General features: G+C 54.9%; 18 protein-coding genes. 12 read left to right on the top strand and 6 right to left on the bottom strand.

The window, feature by feature from the left end:
• Window positions 1-2 precede the first annotated feature (2 nt).
• The 6 genes from CTR2_RS16745 to CTR2_RS16770 all read right to left on the bottom strand — a co-directional run bounded on the left by CTR2_RS16745 (window position 3) and on the right by CTR2_RS16770 (window position 4,558).
• Entirely contained in the window at window positions 3-500 is a 498-nt protein-coding gene (locus CTR2_RS16745; RefSeq protein WP_057092522.1) for a DUF1804 family protein, read from the bottom strand.
• Window positions 500-772 (bottom strand): hypothetical protein, encoded by a 273-nt coding sequence (locus CTR2_RS16750; RefSeq protein WP_057092523.1) that lies wholly within the window; start codon window positions 770-772, stop codon window positions 500-502. The genes CTR2_RS16745 and CTR2_RS16750 overlap by 1 nt, the downstream gene beginning before the upstream one ends.
• A gap of 24 nt (window positions 773-796) precedes the next feature.
• Entirely contained in the window at window positions 797-1,324 is a 528-nt protein-coding gene (locus CTR2_RS16755; RefSeq protein WP_087082502.1) for a hypothetical protein, read from the bottom strand.
• Window positions 1,321-1,965: a lysozyme gene (locus CTR2_RS16760; protein ID WP_140401006.1), complete on the bottom strand. Its 645-nt coding sequence runs from the start codon at window positions 1,963-1,965 to the stop codon at window positions 1,321-1,323. The genes CTR2_RS16755 and CTR2_RS16760 overlap by 4 nt, the downstream gene beginning before the upstream one ends.
• 105 nt (window positions 1,966-2,070) lie before the next feature.
• Window positions 2,071-3,582, bottom strand: a complete 1,512-nt coding sequence (locus tag CTR2_RS16765; protein ID WP_140401005.1) for an ApeA N-terminal domain 1-containing protein — start codon at window positions 3,580-3,582, stop codon at window positions 2,071-2,073.
• 106 nt (window positions 3,583-3,688) lie between these two features.
• Complete coding sequence (locus CTR2_RS16770) at window positions 3,689-4,558, bottom strand: S24 family peptidase (protein WP_254913280.1); 870 nt, start codon at window positions 4,556-4,558, stop codon at window positions 3,689-3,691.
• Here CTR2_RS16770 and CTR2_RS27585 point away from each other — a divergent pair.
• The 12 genes from CTR2_RS27585 to CTR2_RS16825 all read left to right on the top strand — a co-directional run bounded on the left by CTR2_RS27585 (window position 4,508) and on the right by CTR2_RS16825 (window position 15,013).
• Complete coding sequence (locus CTR2_RS27585; RefSeq protein WP_409021335.1) at window positions 4,508-4,687, top strand: helix-turn-helix domain-containing protein; 180 nt, start codon at window positions 4,508-4,510, stop codon at window positions 4,685-4,687. The genes CTR2_RS16770 and CTR2_RS27585 overlap by 51 nt on opposite strands.
• 289 nt (window positions 4,688-4,976) lie before the next feature.
• Entirely contained in the window at window positions 4,977-7,163 is a 2,187-nt protein-coding gene (locus CTR2_RS16775; protein WP_087082496.1) for a Mu transposase C-terminal domain-containing protein, read from the top strand.
• 103 nt (window positions 7,164-7,266) lie between these two features.
• The gene (locus tag CTR2_RS16780) at window positions 7,267-7,965 is read left to right on the top strand and encodes an AAA family ATPase (RefSeq protein ID WP_254913279.1); all 699 of its coding nucleotides are present in this window, start codon (window positions 7,267-7,269) and stop codon (window positions 7,963-7,965) included.
• Complete coding sequence (locus CTR2_RS16785) at window positions 7,962-8,555, top strand: hypothetical protein (protein ID WP_087082492.1); 594 nt, start codon at window positions 7,962-7,964, stop codon at window positions 8,553-8,555. The genes CTR2_RS16780 and CTR2_RS16785 overlap by 4 nt, the downstream gene beginning before the upstream one ends.
• Window positions 8,552-9,013 carry a hypothetical protein gene (locus tag CTR2_RS16790; RefSeq protein ID WP_087082491.1) on the top strand — a complete coding sequence of 154 codons (462 nt, stop codon included), beginning with the start codon at window positions 8,552-8,554 and terminating at the stop codon, window positions 9,011-9,013. Before CTR2_RS16785 ends, CTR2_RS16790 begins: the two co-directional genes overlap by 4 nt.
• A complete protein-coding gene (locus CTR2_RS16795) occupies window positions 8,997-9,242 on the top strand; it encodes a hypothetical protein (protein WP_140401004.1) in 246 nt (81 codons plus the stop codon). The genes CTR2_RS16790 and CTR2_RS16795 overlap by 17 nt, the downstream gene beginning before the upstream one ends.
• A complete protein-coding gene (locus CTR2_RS16800) occupies window positions 9,235-9,423 on the top strand; it encodes a hypothetical protein (RefSeq protein WP_057092535.1) in 189 nt (62 codons plus the stop codon). Before CTR2_RS16795 ends, CTR2_RS16800 begins: the two co-directional genes overlap by 8 nt.
• Before the next feature lie 31 nt (window positions 9,424-9,454).
• The gene (locus CTR2_RS16805; protein ID WP_217896231.1) at window positions 9,455-10,084 is read left to right on the top strand and encodes a DUF3164 family protein; all 630 of its coding nucleotides are present in this window, start codon (window positions 9,455-9,457) and stop codon (window positions 10,082-10,084) included.
• Window positions 10,081-10,308, top strand: a complete 228-nt coding sequence (locus tag CTR2_RS16810) for a hypothetical protein (protein ID WP_087082487.1) — start codon at window positions 10,081-10,083, stop codon at window positions 10,306-10,308. Before CTR2_RS16805 ends, CTR2_RS16810 begins: the two co-directional genes overlap by 4 nt.
• A gap of 10 nt (window positions 10,309-10,318) precedes the next feature.
• Window positions 10,319-10,777, top strand: coding sequence for a regulatory protein GemA (locus CTR2_RS16815; protein ID WP_087082485.1), 459 nt, complete (start codon window positions 10,319-10,321; stop codon window positions 10,775-10,777).
• On the top strand, window positions 10,774-11,190 hold the full coding sequence (locus tag CTR2_RS16820) for a Mor transcription activator family protein (RefSeq protein ID WP_087082483.1): 417 nt from the start codon (window positions 10,774-10,776) through the stop codon (window positions 11,188-11,190). Before CTR2_RS16815 ends, CTR2_RS16820 begins: the two co-directional genes overlap by 4 nt.
• A 448-nt stretch (window positions 11,191-11,638) precedes the next feature.
• Window positions 11,639-15,013 carry an EAL domain-containing protein gene (locus CTR2_RS16825; RefSeq protein ID WP_087082481.1) on the top strand — a complete coding sequence of 1,125 codons (3,375 nt, stop codon included), beginning with the start codon at window positions 11,639-11,641 and terminating at the stop codon, window positions 15,011-15,013.
• Window positions 15,014-15,212 lie beyond the last annotated feature (199 nt).

Here is a 15,212-nt window from a genome sequence, read left to right on the forward strand (position 1 = left end):
GGCTATTTCACCTTGGCCAATTCTTCGCCAAATGGCTCCAGCATTTCGACCAGAGCGGCCAAGTGCTGCGGATAGCGCTGCTGGGCAAATGCGGCAAAGCGTTGAAGGATGTCCAGCTGCACTGCCTGGCGGTTCAGCTCGGGATTGAGGCGCTTGAAGCTCGACATGGTCTTGTTGAAGCTGTCGCTCATGCTGGCCAAGGTCTCGGCGCGATCGCGCGGCCCCATGTCTTTGGCCTCGCGCAGCAGATCCATGGTGGCCTGATGCTGAATGAGATAGTCCTCCAGCAGCTTGGCCGAGAGGTTCTTGAAGTTCTCATCGCCCATGGCCACGGCAGCTCGGGCAGTCTCCCAATCATCGCCCTTGTCTGCCGCTTCCTGCTTCCAGCGATTGCCGGTGCTGCGCGGCACGCCGAGCTTCTTGCAGGCCGCTTCCATGGCCATGCGCTGAAACACATACAGGCCGCGCAGCTGGGTACGTTTTTCTTTGCCGTGCGCCATTAGTTCCCCAGGCCCCCACCACGAAAATAGGTCTTGATACCTTCGACGATCAGCGCCGTGCCTACCGCCACGGCTCCGCCTGACACCGCGCCCGCGACCGCAGCCTTCTTTTCGACTTCGCGCAGCCGGGTATCGATGGAGTTGAGCCGCTGATCCACGCGTTCATCCAGCTCTTGAATGCGTTGGTCCTGGCGATTGAGATGCGCGGTAATGCCGTCGAGCTTGCCGTCGATCTTTCCCAGCAGCATCAGTTCGTCTTTTTCGAGTGACATGGTTCCTCTGTTTTTTGTGGCGAGTCATGGGTGCAGCAGCAGCGACCGGCAGGACGCATAGGCCGCGTTAAGGGTTTCGATCTCCTGAATCACTCCTGCAAGGCGCGCAGAATTTGCTGCTGGAAGTAGCCAGTAGGCCTGGCCTGCGTCTGCTGCACCAGGGTCGGTGCTGGCGGCTTGCTCACCTGTGGCGCGACAACCACCTGCCCCACTGGCAGAGGGCTGGGAGACGATGCGCACCCGCACAGGGCGCTGCTCAAGCTCACCAGTAAGGCGAGCGATTTCTTGGACTGCCTGGGCATCGGTTTTTTCCTGCTGTTGGTAAAGCTGATCCAGCCTGGCTTGGGCAGCATTGCGCTCAGCTGTCAGGCGCTCCAGCTCAGCCTTGGCAGTGCGGTTCTGGGTGGCAACGCTGCCCTGCAACCGCTGCAGCTCGGTGACCAAGGCCTGAGACTTGGTCTTCAAGTGCCACATGCCCAAGGTAAGCGCCAGGCACAACAGCAAAGCCAGCGCCAGTACTCCAGGGGTGATGAATGCCAGAAAGCGCTTCATGGCTGCGCCTTCCAGGTGTCAGTGGCGAAGTCGTAGTTAGCGCGGAGCAAAGCCACGCCCAGCAGGCAATCGGTGCGCTCTTTTAAACGGCGGTTGTAGAGGCCCTGGACAAAGCGGTACTCCCACTCGCCCTTGGCATTGCGCCTGCCGGTCTTGGTGTAGCTCCAGACAGGAGTGCCGCTCGGCGCATGGGCCAACGCATCGCAGGCCTCTTCATAGCGCCTGGTGTTGAGCAAGCCCATGGCACGACTGGCGCAGGTCGATGGCTCGCCATTGTTATGACCGTGGCTGGAAAAGGCATCCAATATTGGCTGGGACACTGGCACCTTGATGCAGTCCAGCACCCTGGCCTGCCCCTTGGCCAGCACCTGACTGCCCACGGTCATGCATTGCTCATCGGACCAGTAATCGCCCAGCACAACCGGCACCGGGCTGGCACCCCTGGTCAGTCCCAGGCAGGCCGTGGGCAAGCCCGCCGCCAGCACATCTGCATAGACCACATTCTTGAATTGCGGCCTGCCATCGCGCTTGGCAGGGCCGTCCTCGTAGCCTGAGATATAGGTGACATACGCACCACCACCCAGCACGAGCGGGATGCCAAAGCGCAGAACCGTTTTACCGAGGGAGAGTGTGTTTGCCATGCCCTCGACTTTCGTGGGGCGGGTACAAACAAAAAAGGCCCGCATTTGCTGGCCTTAGATTGATGGAATCTCTCGCTAAATTAGCATACTCGTAAGTGGAACGTACTACTTTTTAACTAAATTTCGTAGACGGATAATATTATGCGAATAGTTTGCAATATAAGCACTAAATGGATGCGTCGTTGGTCGGAATCTACCTATCCAGCCTCTAAAGTCCCATCCAAGATCAATCAAATCCGAGACAGCGAAAATAAATTCTAAAGTATCAACAAGGAACGCGAACTCGGTAAAATTCTCTTGGTAATCAAAAGTACTCTTGCTACCGTGTACATAGTGATTTCGGCACAAAACAGCCTGATTGCAGGGTAGATACAATTCTGGAAATCTTTCACCGGCGACTTCTAGAATCTTGTCTGCCCTGTAATTTATTTTGTCACGCAGACTGGCCTTGCCAATCCGTCCTAAAACCGATAAAACAGACTGCTTTGCGAAGCTATCGGGAAGATCTTTGAATATCTCACGACATTTCACCAATGCTTCACTCAAGGAACTATCCACTTGCTTCGTTTTGGGCACATGACTTTCTGGCAGCAAATCAAACATGTTTGCCGAACCAACTATGCGATCAATACTGTAGCTCCCAAAGAATGCAGTCGAAAACCTTTCTCTCGGATCACCAAGAGACTCAGCGCTATTCATCCAGCCAGTCAACACCTTAGCAAACTCATCAGGCGTCCGCTCTGGACCCAAAAGAATGCTATTTCGACTCACTGTTGAATCCCCACTAACGCGCTCATTACCTAAAGTCCAATACAGCCTTGCTCTCGGAGGTAGCTTTTGCTCAGACTCCGTAGAGCGCTGCAATTCCAGCTCAATCCAACGATATCGCTGGCTGTGCCCAAGGCTCAGTTCGAAAAAACTGTGCAAGGTACGAAGAGCGTGCAGTACAGATTTAATGGTCTGTGGCTCAGGAAACTCAATATTTGCAGTGACTTCGTTTCTGATGCCAATCCCAGAAGGGCTTCCACTATTTTGGGAGGTTCTATTCGTTAATGATATTTTCCCCGTCGTTGACTGGCACGCGATGATTTCCCATAGTCCACTAAAATAAAGCAGCTGGGGATGCTTTCCAATTTGCGGTTCGAAAGGCGTTTTTGGCCAGCCGTTCTCCTCAGCGATATCTTCTAACTGTCTATGATCTAACTCTAAGATTCTTCGTACTTCATCTGCATCTGGGCTTAATGACCGAAAGGTCTTGCTCCCTATCAAAAGACTGTGGACGTTGTCGAAATGGTAACTAACCGCTTTGATCACAGGCTCCCCAGAGCTAATAAACTCTTCTCCGACAACGATATAGTTCGGAAAGAACTGAGTCTCAAACTGGGAATTGCTATCAAATCGATGCCGTCTTTGGGCGTGAAGCACACAATCTATAAGAGATGCTTTTGTTCCATCATCCAGCATTCCATGAATGTCCAAATACTCTGTTTCAGGTAGATTCCAAAAACTTTTCCCAAATATTTTTAGGATGCTGTCTGCACCTGCATTGTTAAAAACTCCTGTAAATTGGTTGTCGCTTAAATGGAAAATACCATTATAATTTTCATGATTTCGCATTTTACTAATTTTATTTATTAAAATTTAGCGTGCTGCTTCCAATTATTAATTAAAAAATTTTGATGAAATTATTTAATTTACCGATGATAAAAATATTTCAATATAATTAAATTTCCCCGCCATGCCAAACCACTCTGCCAGTAATTCTTAGCCTGTTTGCAGCCTCCCCTTCCAGGGTCTGGACGGGATAGTCTGGGTTGTAGCTAATTACCCGAACTCCGCCTGTACTGAAGTCACGCTGCAGTAACTTCACATAGTCTTCTCCCTCAAGCTCAATCACATAGACGCCGTCATGACTCAATGACTGGACCGATGTGTCAACCAGCAAAATATCACCGTCATTGATGCGATCGGACATTGAATTGCCACGCACTCTGACGATCTTTGCGTTATTGCGATTGAGCCCCTTTGAGCGTAGCCAAGCACTTCGGAACGCCAAGCGACCCAAAACCTCCTGCTCACCATTGGTCGCGCCATTTCCTGCACTCATGCAAGCATCCAGAACCTCGATCTGGGTGAACTCACCATCGTCTTGATAGGCCTGTGCCGACCCTGATCGACTTTCTGCGCCCGCCTGCGCACTGAAGTGCTCTACGGTACGACCGGAGTGCCTTGCGGCTCTAAGTAGCTGCTTCACAGGTACTTCACCCCGCTTACGCCAAGTCCTGACCGTTTCAGGTTGAACCTCCATCAAGGCCATCCACCCCGGCCCGAGCGCGTCTGCAATACGAGCAACGACTTCATCTACCGATGGTAACAGGGTGCTTTGAGGATTTTTTTGCATATAGCTATTGACTGCGTTTCGTTTTGAACCAAGAATACGGTTCAACTTGAAACGTTTCCTTTTGAACCAATAGCGTAGCAGCAAATGCATCCAGAACAAATTAAAGCTGAGATCCGTATGCGGGGAACGACACCGGCTGCCATGGCGGATCAGTTGAGTCTTTCCCGTATGACTGTTAGCAATGTCATTCACGGCCGCTCGACTTCGCGACGTGTTGCTGATGCCATTGCCAACCTGATTGAGCAACCAGTCAATCGCATCTGGCCAGGTCAATACGAACCACATCGCACGAACAAGCTGAAACGCGGGGGGCAAAAATGAAACCGCGTCTCAAGCTCACTAGGGATGGGCATCTGGTCGTACTCGTCAGTGGACGAAACCCTTGGGGAGAAATCAGCGCTCGCAAATACATTCAAGAGCACTACGGCTCGCTCCAGGGCTTCGCACGCCGCTATCAGCTTTCGTACAACGCTGTTTGCACAGCGTTGCGCCCGATCTACCGGCCCGAGCGAATGGCAGGCAAAGTCGCTGAGGTTCGTGCAGTACTAGGTCTCACTTCGCAACCCACAGCTCAAGCGCTGCGCGTCGCACGAAAGCAGGAGCACCTCAAATGACTTGGCTCACTGCCCGAGAAATCGCGGGCCTGCCCTGCTTCGTCATGTCCGAGCGCGCAACGCGTGACAAGTTGGCCCGCTTGAGCATTCCACATCGCCCACGTCCTGGTCGTCAGGGTGGTGGTGGCATGGAGTACGACTGCTCCGCTCTGCCTGAAGAGACACGTGCCGCCATTACGGCCCGCACCATTCAAAGTGCAGGCTCTCAAGCCCTAGCCGTAGTGGACACCCCGCCCGTGCGCAGCTTCTTGCCATCTGCGTCTCCGGTCAGCAACACCGTCACCCGTGTGCCCAGCCAGGCAGAAAAAGATGTAGCCGACGCCCGTGTGCGCCTGGTCAATCTGGTGCTTGAGCTGGTGCCTCTGCATGGTCTGCGCCGCGCATGCCAGTTGCTGGCCGCACGCATCATCACAGGCGAAGCTGGAGCCGAAGCTCAGAACATTGCACGTCAAGCGAACCAACGCGCTCGCGGTGGCGAGGTCAGCGCCCGTTCGCTGGAGCGCTGGGTAAGCATGCATCGCAGCAACGGCTGGTTTGGACTCTTGCCCGCCGCTCCACAGTACGAATTGACACCACAAGTTGATGACGATGTGGCTGCAGTGCTGGGCCTGTTCCACAGCAAGGACCACCGCTTTCGCAAGCTGAGTGGCGCAGCCAAAGAAGTCACCCGCATGCTGGGCCGCGACTTCGATGAATGGAACAAGCTGTACCACCGTGCCCGGCGTGTGCTCGACAAGTTGGGCCAGTCCGCCGAAGCCAGCGTGGCGCTGATCAAGTCTCGCCATACCGGCGCACAGCGCGACACCAAGCTGCCCTTTAAACGCCGCGATACCTCCATGCTGGCTTTTGCCGATGTGTTTGTGATCGACGGGCACACCTTTAAAGCCAAGGTTCGCCACCCGGACCATGGTGCCCCATTCGCGCCAGAGTTGACGGTGGTGCTGGATGCCGCCACTCGCCTGATCGTGGGCTGGTCGGTCAATCTGTCCGAGAACGTGATTGCGGTGGGCGATGCCCTGCGCCACGCAGTCGGCCAATACGGCATTCCCGCCATTCTTTACGGTGACAACGGCGCTGGCGAAACGGCCAAGGCCATGGACTGCCCGATCGACGGCATCTGTGCACGCCTTGGCATCGATCACCGCCTGGGCCTGCCCGGCAAGCCGCAAGGTCACGGAATCATTGAGCGCAGTTGGCAGACTCATGCCATCAACGCTGCGCGCAAGTTCGGGAGCTTTCAGGGCGGCGATGTGGATGCAGGGACCTTCCGCAAGGTGGCAGTAGTCCTGGCCAAGGAGCAACGCGCCATCAAGCGCTCGGAGCAGACCGGAGAGGTCATCGCGCTCACGCCCAAGGCTCCGACCTGGAAGCAGTTCGTCGACGGCATCGAAGTGATGGTCCACGAATACAACACGCAGCACCGCCATCGCGGTCTGCCCAAACGCACAGACGGCAAGCACCCCACGCCAATGGAAGCGTTTGACGCCTGCTTTGACTCAGCGCTGCAGGAGAAGCCTTCGGAGCTGGAGCTGCGCACCTTGTTCATGCCGAGCGTGATCCGCACCGCCAAGCGCGGTCAGGTGCAGTTCTTCAACCAGTTCTACCAGGCACCCGATCTGATGCGCCGCGATATCGATGGCCGCGAAGTCAGCGTGCGCTACGACATTCACAACCCGAACTATGTGTTGATTTACACGCTGGGCGGTGAGTTCGTCTGCGAGGCCCAGTGGGATGCCAACCGCATCGACTACTTCCCCAAGCCCGTCATTCAGATGGCTCGCGAAAAACGCGTGGCCCAGGCCGTCAAGCGCCGCGAGCTGCAGATCGACACCGCCCTGCGCGAGCTGGGCCCAGCTATGGACACCACACCCCTTTCCCTGCCGGAGCCAAGCACCCCATTCGTGACGGTGCCCTCCTTCGTGGAGACACCTGTCTCCGCCATCAACTCTCCCTCCACGGAAGCGGTCGCGCAAGCAGCCGCTGGCAGGCCTTTCTTTAACGGACCAAGCGAGCGCTACGAGTGGCTCATGCGCAACCAAGACCAATGGACCGAAGCAGACGGCACATGGCTGCGCAACTACACGGCATCGGAGAGCTATGCAGATCTACGCGACTACTACGAGGGGCGGGGATTGGGATGGAACGACGCGGGCAATGAGCCCGGATTGAAGAGTGCTCTGTGACGGCGGCAACCGTCACAGAGCGTGCCAGAGATTTTTTAAGAAATACGAGCAGGAGAAATGTACTGTGAAACGAGGCTTTGTCAAAACTGAAAACTTTAAGCGCTTGTCCGAAGCCCAGAAGCTGGTGGAAAAGCGTGGTGCTCGCGAGGCAAGCCTGGTGCTGGTCCAAGGACGCTATGGCATTGGCAAATCCGAGCTGACCGAGCGCTGGGCAGCCGATAGCGGCTGGGTGTTTGTGCGCGCCAAGAGCACCTGGACCAAACGCGCCATGCTCGATGAACTCGCCGAGCGCATGGGCCTGGCCAAGACCGGGCGCAATACAGAGGTTCAGTCGCGCATCATCGGCAAGCTGGCGGTCGAGATGGTGCCGATGATCATCGACGAGGCCGACTTCCTGGTGGGCACCACCGCGAGCCTGCTGGAGCTGATCCGCGACATCACCGATCTGACCGGCACCATGTGCTTTCTGGTCGGCATGGAGCATTTCCCGATGAAGGTGGCGCGCTTCGGCCACATCGCCAGCCGGGTGGCCAAGGTGGTTGAGCTGCAACCGATCTCACTGGCAGACGTCAAGGCCACGGTCGCAGCCAAAGCTGAAGTCGAGATTGCCGACGAGGTCCTGCCCGAGATGCTGGCCCAGGCAGAAGGCCGCATGCGGCTGCTGCTCAACGCCATTGCCAACCTTGAGGCCTGGGCGGACGCCAACGGCTGGCCCAAGGTCACCCTGGAGCACATCAAGGGATTGCCCCTGTGCCCCGAGTTCAACGGCAAGCCGCTGGGCCGCAAAGGGGTCAAGCCATGACGACCGCCTCGGTGAAGCCTTACGGCTGGTTCATGCCTGCCACCTTGATCGCTCTGGGTCGCTATACCGCCCATGCAGTGCAGCCCTTCACAGCGGCCGAGCTGCAGAAGATCGTGCCCGAACTGACAGAGGGTAAGGACGCTCGCAGGGCCTGCAAGCTGCTGGAGCAGCGCAGGCTGGCTGCTCCCTGCCCTACCCAGCGGTTTAGCTGGGAGCTGACCCCTGCAGGCGTCCAGATCTGTAAAGCAGCTCTGTATGCGTCGCTGGCTGAAGGCAAATGCAAGCCCGCGATGATGCGCCCCAACAAGCTCACAGTCGCCGAGCAGATCTCTGCGCGCCTGTGGAATCTCTTGCGCATCCGCAATGTTCTGACAAGCGTCGACGCAGTGTCGGTACTGGCCAATGCCGGCGACAACACAGTCTATTTACAGGCTGTCATCGGTCGCCTGCTCAGGGCTTGGAGCGAGGCCTGCCCCGACGCGGTCGAGGTCAGCAAGAAGCGGGTCAATGGTGCATTGCGTTATGTACTTAAGCGCGACATCGGACCGCAAGCACCTGTGCTGGCCAAGGCCAAGAAGGTGATTGCATGAAGCCCGGCTACATGACAGAGCCTTGGTTCGCAATTCTCCTCGAACGTGCGCAGCGCCCAGAGTCCGTTCGGGCACGGATAGCACGCCAGCTGGGCATCAGCGCAGCGGCTTTGAGTCAGGTGCTCAACGCCAGTGGTTGCTATGGAAACGGCACCGCCAAGACCGACCGCATTGCAGAAAAGGTGATTCACACCTTCGGTCGCTACACCTGCCCACACCTCACCGCCGAGGCCACTGGCGACGACCAGGTCATCACTGCAGAGCAATGCCGCGCCTTTGCCCACCGTGACGCGCCCACATCCAGCCCTCGCGACATGCAGCACTGGCAAGCCTGTCGTCAATGCAGTCACCGGGAGGCCAGCGCTCCACCCGTGCCTCGCGCACTGCAGATCAGAGGTGGCCGCAAGGTCATCCCCATTACTCATACCCAGGAGCTCAGCCATGCATCACCTCGTTAAAGACGGCTGCCTGCCCTTGGTGATTGGCCTTGCGCTGCCCATGAGCGAGGCCGACTACCACCGCCCTCCCTTGGGCTGGATCAAACGCCGCGCCAGGAGGCTGATGCGCGCTTACAGCATCGACCGCCGCTATGCCATCGCCTGCGCCGCAGACGACTACTCCGACTTCACGCATATGCACCGCGAACGCCTGTCTCAACTGCTCAAAGGAGAACACCAACATGCCTAAGACCAATCGACCCCAACAGCGCCCTCTGCCTGCCTGGACCATCGAGCACGCCAGCACAGCCCCCATGTCTCGCCGCGAAAAGCTGGCCCTGACGCTCTTCATCTTTGTGCTCCTCATGGCCTTGGGCTTCCTGATCGCAGCCATCACCGGCTACGCCGAGATGCGCTCTGTGTTTCCTTGAACCAGCCAATCACCACCATCAGAAAGAACGTATGAATCAACAAATCTCTCTTCCCGAGATCCCCGCAGGCTATTGGGAAAACGCCAAGGGTGACCTGGTCCCCGAAAGCAAGGTCTCCGACATCGACAAGCTGCGCGACCAACTGGTGCGCGACCTGTGCACCCAGGCTGAGGCCAGGAGCAAGGATCTGGCCAAGTTCAAACTGGACTCCATGGGCGACGTCACGGCCTTTGTGGAAACCAGCGTGGAGCAATACGGGGTCAAGGTTCGCGGCACCAAGGGCAACTTCACGCTCACGACGTTTGACGGCAAGTTGAAGGTCGTGCGCCAGATGCAGGACCAGATCACCTTTGGCGAGCAGCTCCAGGCAGCCAAGAGCTTGATCGACCAATGTGTGACGCGCTGGGCCGAAGGAGCTAACGACAACATCAAAGTTCTGGTCTCCGATGCCTTCCAGGTCGACAAGCAAGGCCTGATCAACACTGGCCGCGTGCTGGGCCTGCGCCGCCTGGACATCAAGGACGAAGACTGGCAAACGGCCATGAAAGCCATCTCAGACAGCATCCAGGTCGCCAGCACCAAGCCCTATATCCGCTTCTACAAGCGCAATGAAACCACCGGCGCTTATGACGCCATCAACCTGGACCTGGCTGCCGTATGACGACTACACGCTTTGCCTCTACCGCCGATGTCGCTCACTCTGTGTGCACCAGCGAGGGTGCCCAATCACTGCCCTTGGTGCAGACCACCAAGATCGTGGACTTCACCCTGCGCACGGTCATCGGTCTGAACTGCCAAAACGGCAACACCCTGGACATCAATCTCGGAAACGGCCATGTCTTGAGCTGCAGCATCAAGAAAGCCATCGGCCCTACGGACGTTTAAAGGAGGCGACATGACCCGCTCTGTTGCTCACACCTCGCCTTTTGCTGCAAAGGATCAGCGCCGCCGTGAGCTGGGCCACATCCATCAGGGGCGCACGGCCCTAGGCTGGACGGAGGATGATTACCGCTTCCACCTGGTTGAAATCACGGGGGTGACCAGCTCCGCAGATCTGGACGCAGCGGGTCGTGCCAAGGTGCTGGCTCACATGGCCAAGCTGGGCTTCCAGCCCAAGCCCAGCAACTTCAAGCCCTTTGGTCAGCCCGAGAAGATCAAGTGGCTCTGGAAGAAGCTCGATGAAGCAGGCGGTCTGCGCGACGTCAGTCTCACCGCCCTGCTTGCCTTCGTGGCCCGAACCATCGGCACTGAGGTGTCGGATGTGAAGTTTCTGCCAACAGCCCAGGCTAGCACGGTCATTGAGGCGCTTAAGTCCATGCTGGACCGGGCCAAGCGTCAGGCACAGGTGAAATGACCCAGACTTTCACCGTTCCCATCGACCTGCTGCCGCCGCTGCTGCAAGAGTTTGAGCGCCTGGTAGGTCTGCAGGCCACCATGACGCTGGTTCAGAAATGGGGTGGGCTGCGGGTTTACTTCCCAACCCCAGAGCGCGTCACCGAAGATCACCCCTATGCCGCAGTCATTGGCGTCGAGGCACTTTTAAAGCTGGCAGAGGAATATGGAGGCCTGCCTCATTTTCAGCTGCCAAAAGCGGAAAGAGCGCTCCAGGCCGTGCGCAATGCGCGGATCGCGGCTGACTACTCGACGAGCAAGACTGCAAGGGAGATTGCTGCAGAGTACGGCCTCACAGAGGGGCAAGTAGTCAGGATCGTGGCGATGCTTGATGTGAAGGCTCCTGTAGACAGGCGTCAGCGAGCTTTGTTTTAGTGACACTCCGCTCTAACGTATTGCCCGGCTTTCGCTAGAAGCCGGGCATTTTTTTGCCTGTCTTTACTCAAATGCACGCAAATGAGAATTGTGCAAATTAGAAATTCCTGTACTGCGTCTTGATCGCATTAATTATGCGTACAAGATCACCATTTCTCAGTGTTGGCTTTTTTCTGTCTGCCGTGCCACTTCTGCGCATCCGGATTAGTTAACACATCAAGTCCAGAATTCGAAGAGTTTCCAAAGTTGTTTCCGCTGCACTGCAACTGAAACAAAATGCATATTGCTTGTATATTCTGCCTTGTATCAGCCCATTGAGGATTGGTACGTCTACACATTCCAAGCTAGGAGTGTTCCGAAGCCCATGCATGGGCAGTGATCTAAGCCTAGCACCGCAGTAAGTGAAGACGGCTTGTTGCGGGCAGCATCTAGCGTAGGAGCGCTTTTTATGATGCGATGGTCCAGTTTTGAGTCCAAGGTTGTAGTCGCATTTGGAGCCGCAACCCTGGTTGTGAGCGGGTTGGCACTATCAACCTGGGAAGTCGCTGACGACGCAACCCAAGCCGCTCAAATGGTGGCACGCACACAGCAACTACTCAACAATCTTGCTCGTATCAGAGGATATTCATTACAAGCGGAATTAGCCACTCAAAATTTCCGACTGACAGGTAGCACGGACCATTTGGAAGAGAGAGACGCTGCGATAGCAGGGAGAGAGCTATCACTGGAAAACGTCCAGCAGCTCACTATTGCAAATCCTGATCAACAGGTTCTATGGCAAGAACTGCGTAAGCTTATTGACCAGCGCATGAGCATCTCGCGCCAGATCGAAAATTTACGCAAAACACAGGGGCAGGAGGCTGCGACTGCATTTGCAGCAACAGCTCCTCTCGCGTCCACCCGCTCCAGAACGTACGAACTGCTGACCGAAATGGACGATCGGGTTCGCCAACAACTGGCTGAGCTTGAAGCAGAACATACACAAGCGCGAAAGCGATTTGTGGTTGCAGGAGTCTTGGTCGCTGCGACACTTATCCTCCTGCTGGTTGCATGCCATCTTCTGATACGACGACAGCTACGCGCATCTGAAGCCAGCCAGCGTGCTCTGGCTGACAATGAAGAGAACCTTGCTACCACCTTGCACTCGATTGGTGACGCAGTACTGGCCACTGACACCGAGGGACGAGTTACTCGCATGAACTCTGTGGCAGAGAGGCTCACAGGCTGGCCACTCGAACAGGCACTAGGTCGCTCTATCGGCGAGGTATTCGATATCATCCATGAGCAGACCCGCAAACCTGCTCAGATTCCTATTGAAGCAGTGTTGTCCACTGGGAGTGTTCAGACGCTCGCTGACCACACCTCGCTCATTGCCAGAGATGGAACTGAATGTCCGATTTCCGATAGTGCAGCCCCGATTCGCGACTCCAAGGGTCAACTACGAGGCGCAGTACTGGTCTTTCGTGATGTTACGACGGAGCGCACTGCAGAACGAATCATCCGGGAACATAACTCAGCCTTAAAAGCTGACGTCCATAGGCGGACTATGGAATGGCATGAAAGTCAGAATCACTTAAACAATGTCATTAGTACTGTTCCCGCGTTAATTGCCTATGTCAATTCAGAGCAGCGATACGTCTACGTCAACTCGCAGTATCGAGAATTCTTTGCGCCTAATCGCGATGACATTACAGGTGAAACTGTAAAAGACGTTCTTGGGGAGCAACGATATGCCCTTATAGGTTCGTTGATCGGCAACGTTATTGCGGGTGAATCAAAAACCTATGATTGGCAACCTTCCCCAGGGTTATGGCAAACTATTCAGTATATTCCGAGACTCCAAGCCAATGGAGATATTGATGGCTATTATATTTTGGGTACGGACATCACTGAACGAAAAAAATATGAAGAACGTATACAGACGCTCAATGCGGAACTAGAGCAAAGAGTTTATGAGCTAGAGCGCATTGGCCGCGCTCTGCGAACATTAAGTGCAGGGAATCGCACCATGCTCCGAGCCACGGAAGAGCAGAGCCTACTTGAAAGCATGTGCCGCGCCATTGTTACTTCTGGAGGTTACGGAATGGCCGCTGTTTGGTATGTAAGCGGCGATACAAATGAAGACCTAACCCCCATGGCAGAGTGCAACTACCCTGGTGGTCTCGCTGCACTGCGCGATCTAGGGATCATGGCGTCTGATTCAGTGCAGGGCCAAAGCCTGACAGCCACTGCAATTCGCAGCGGAAAGGTGCAGTGTATTCAGGACTTGCACCTAGATCCCAAACATATTCGTTGGCGCGATAAGCTTGGAAAATTGAAATCCGGCGCATCCTGCCCTCTATTGGTAAATGAGAAAATCATCGGTGCACTATCTATTTATGACACCGAGACAAATGCATTCGGCGAGGATGAAATTGCCCTGCTTACGGAATCGGCGGATGATTTAGCGTTCGGCATCTCTACTTTACGAACGCGCAATGAGCAACAGCGGGTGCAAGCAGAGATGAACCACATTCTGCGCCATGACTCGCTCACAGGACTTCCCAATGCTATAGAGTTCCAAGAGGTTTTGACTGCGAAAATCAGCGATACGAATTCTCTTCCAGAGCCACTTGCCGCGTTGCAATTCAATATTGAACGTCTTGGAGAAATCAATGACGTTCTAGGTTTTAGCAATGGCGACTATATACTGCGAGATTTCGGACAGCGCCTGCTGCACTATGCCCCTAAGTCTGCATATGTCGCCCGCTTGCGCGGGGATGAATTTGCAGTGATTGCTCCCGCAAAGGATATCGAGTCTGCGGTGACGATGGCAGATGAACTGGCAGCGCATATTTCCCACCCGTTCCAAGTTGCCGATATCGAATTGGATGTTAGTGCGAGAATTGGAATCGCGTTGTTTCCAGAACATGGCAAGACTGCCGATGAAATATTGCGCCGAATGGGAAAAGCCACCTTTCAGGCCAAGGCTCGTGGAGTCAGCCACTGTGTATTCGATGCATCCCATCAAAAAAATCAAGCTGGGCGATTGACTATGGCTGGAGAGCTTCGGCGAGCAATCACCGGCAATCAGCTCCGACTTTTCTTGCAACCAAAAGTTGATTTTTCCTCCGGCGAAATCTGTGGAGCAGAAGCGTTGGTTCGTTGGATGCACCCAATGAAAGGCTTAATTCCTCCTGGCCTGTTTATAGACCTAGCAGAGCAAACAGGCTTGATAAAGCCATTGACAGAATGGGTGATCGTTACTGCTCTTGATCTGCTGCAGAGCTGGCAAGAAAAAGACTGCGCCATCCCAATTGCTGTAAATATCTCCGCACGAAACTTCCGAGACGAGCAACTCTTCGAGAAGTATCGTCAATGGCATTCAGAGCGTAAGGTTTACACAGGGTTACTGGAAGTTGAGATCACCGAAAGCACTGTAATGGAGAATGCCGATTATGCGTTAGGTGCATTAAAAGAACTGCGCAATGCTGGCATCCCTCTTTATGTCGACGACTTTGGAACCGGGTATTCCTCATTAAGCTATCTTCAGAAATTGCCGGTGGATTACATTAAGATTGACAAGTCTTTTGTTTCTGCAATGCTCCACGACAAAGATTCAGCAACGATAGTGCGATCGACCATTGATCTCGTGCATGATCTCGGACGCAAAACAGTAGCCGAAGGGGTGGAGACTAAAGAGCATTGGGATCTGCTTAAAGAGCTTGGATGTGATATCGCTCAGGGCTACTTTATTGCGAAACCTATGCCAGCCAGCGAATTCCCGAAGTGGGCTGAAGATTTCAGAGCACGGCAACTGCAGAATGATTCATTGTTATCGTGATAAGCAATTAGCGATATATATGCACCTGATGCAATCAAATCAATGCCTATCTCACTTCCAGCCTCACAAGAGGTTGGAAGTCTGAAAACATCATCATCGTCCAGCATCCTCTTGATTTAATTGTATTTCCTGGTCGGAACCAACATACGACTTCCGACCTTTAGCTTCCGACCTCAAGGCTACGCGAGAGCAAAGTGTT

Origin of the sequence: Comamonas thiooxydans, assembly GCF_002157685.2 — a bacterium.
Taxonomy (GTDB): Bacteria; Pseudomonadota; Gammaproteobacteria; order Burkholderiales; family Burkholderiaceae_C; genus Comamonas; species Comamonas testosteroni_H.

Bases quoted from the DNA above. Each gene is read 5' to 3' on its own strand.
- CTR2_RS16745 (WP_057092522.1), bottom strand. From the start codon at position 500: ATGGCGCACGGCAAAGAAAAACGTACCCAGCTGCGCGGCCTGTATGTG.
- CTR2_RS16750 (WP_057092523.1), bottom strand. From the start codon at position 772: ATGTCACTCGAAAAAGACGAACTGATGCTGCTGGGAAAGATCGACGGC.
- CTR2_RS16755 (WP_087082502.1), bottom strand. From the start codon at position 1,324: ATGAAGCGCTTTCTGGCATTCATCACCCCTGGAGTACTGGCGCTGGCT.
- CTR2_RS16760 (WP_140401006.1), bottom strand. From the start codon at position 1,965: ATGGCAAACACACTCTCCCTCGGTAAAACGGTTCTGCGCTTTGGCATC.
- CTR2_RS16765 (WP_140401005.1), bottom strand. From the start codon at position 3,582: ATGCGAAATCATGAAAATTATAATGGTATTTTCCATTTAAGCGACAAC.
- CTR2_RS27585 (WP_409021335.1), top strand. From the start codon at position 4,508: ATGGCGGATCAGTTGAGTCTTTCCCGTATGACTGTTAGCAATGTCATT.
- CTR2_RS16775 (WP_087082496.1), top strand. From the start codon at position 4,977: ATGACTTGGCTCACTGCCCGAGAAATCGCGGGCCTGCCCTGCTTCGTC.
- CTR2_RS16785 (WP_087082492.1), top strand. From the start codon at position 7,962: ATGACGACCGCCTCGGTGAAGCCTTACGGCTGGTTCATGCCTGCCACC.
- CTR2_RS16790 (WP_087082491.1), top strand. From the start codon at position 8,552: ATGAAGCCCGGCTACATGACAGAGCCTTGGTTCGCAATTCTCCTCGAA.
- CTR2_RS16795 (WP_140401004.1), top strand. From the start codon at position 8,997: ATGCATCACCTCGTTAAAGACGGCTGCCTGCCCTTGGTGATTGGCCTT.
- CTR2_RS16800 (WP_057092535.1), top strand. From the start codon at position 9,235: ATGCCTAAGACCAATCGACCCCAACAGCGCCCTCTGCCTGCCTGGACC.
- CTR2_RS16805 (WP_217896231.1), top strand. From the start codon at position 9,455: ATGAATCAACAAATCTCTCTTCCCGAGATCCCCGCAGGCTATTGGGAA.
- CTR2_RS16810 (WP_087082487.1), top strand. From the start codon at position 10,081: ATGACGACTACACGCTTTGCCTCTACCGCCGATGTCGCTCACTCTGTG.
- CTR2_RS16815 (WP_087082485.1), top strand. From the start codon at position 10,319: ATGACCCGCTCTGTTGCTCACACCTCGCCTTTTGCTGCAAAGGATCAG.
- CTR2_RS16820 (WP_087082483.1), top strand. From the start codon at position 10,774: ATGACCCAGACTTTCACCGTTCCCATCGACCTGCTGCCGCCGCTGCTG.
- CTR2_RS16825 (WP_087082481.1), top strand. From the start codon at position 11,639: ATGATGCGATGGTCCAGTTTTGAGTCCAAGGTTGTAGTCGCATTTGGA.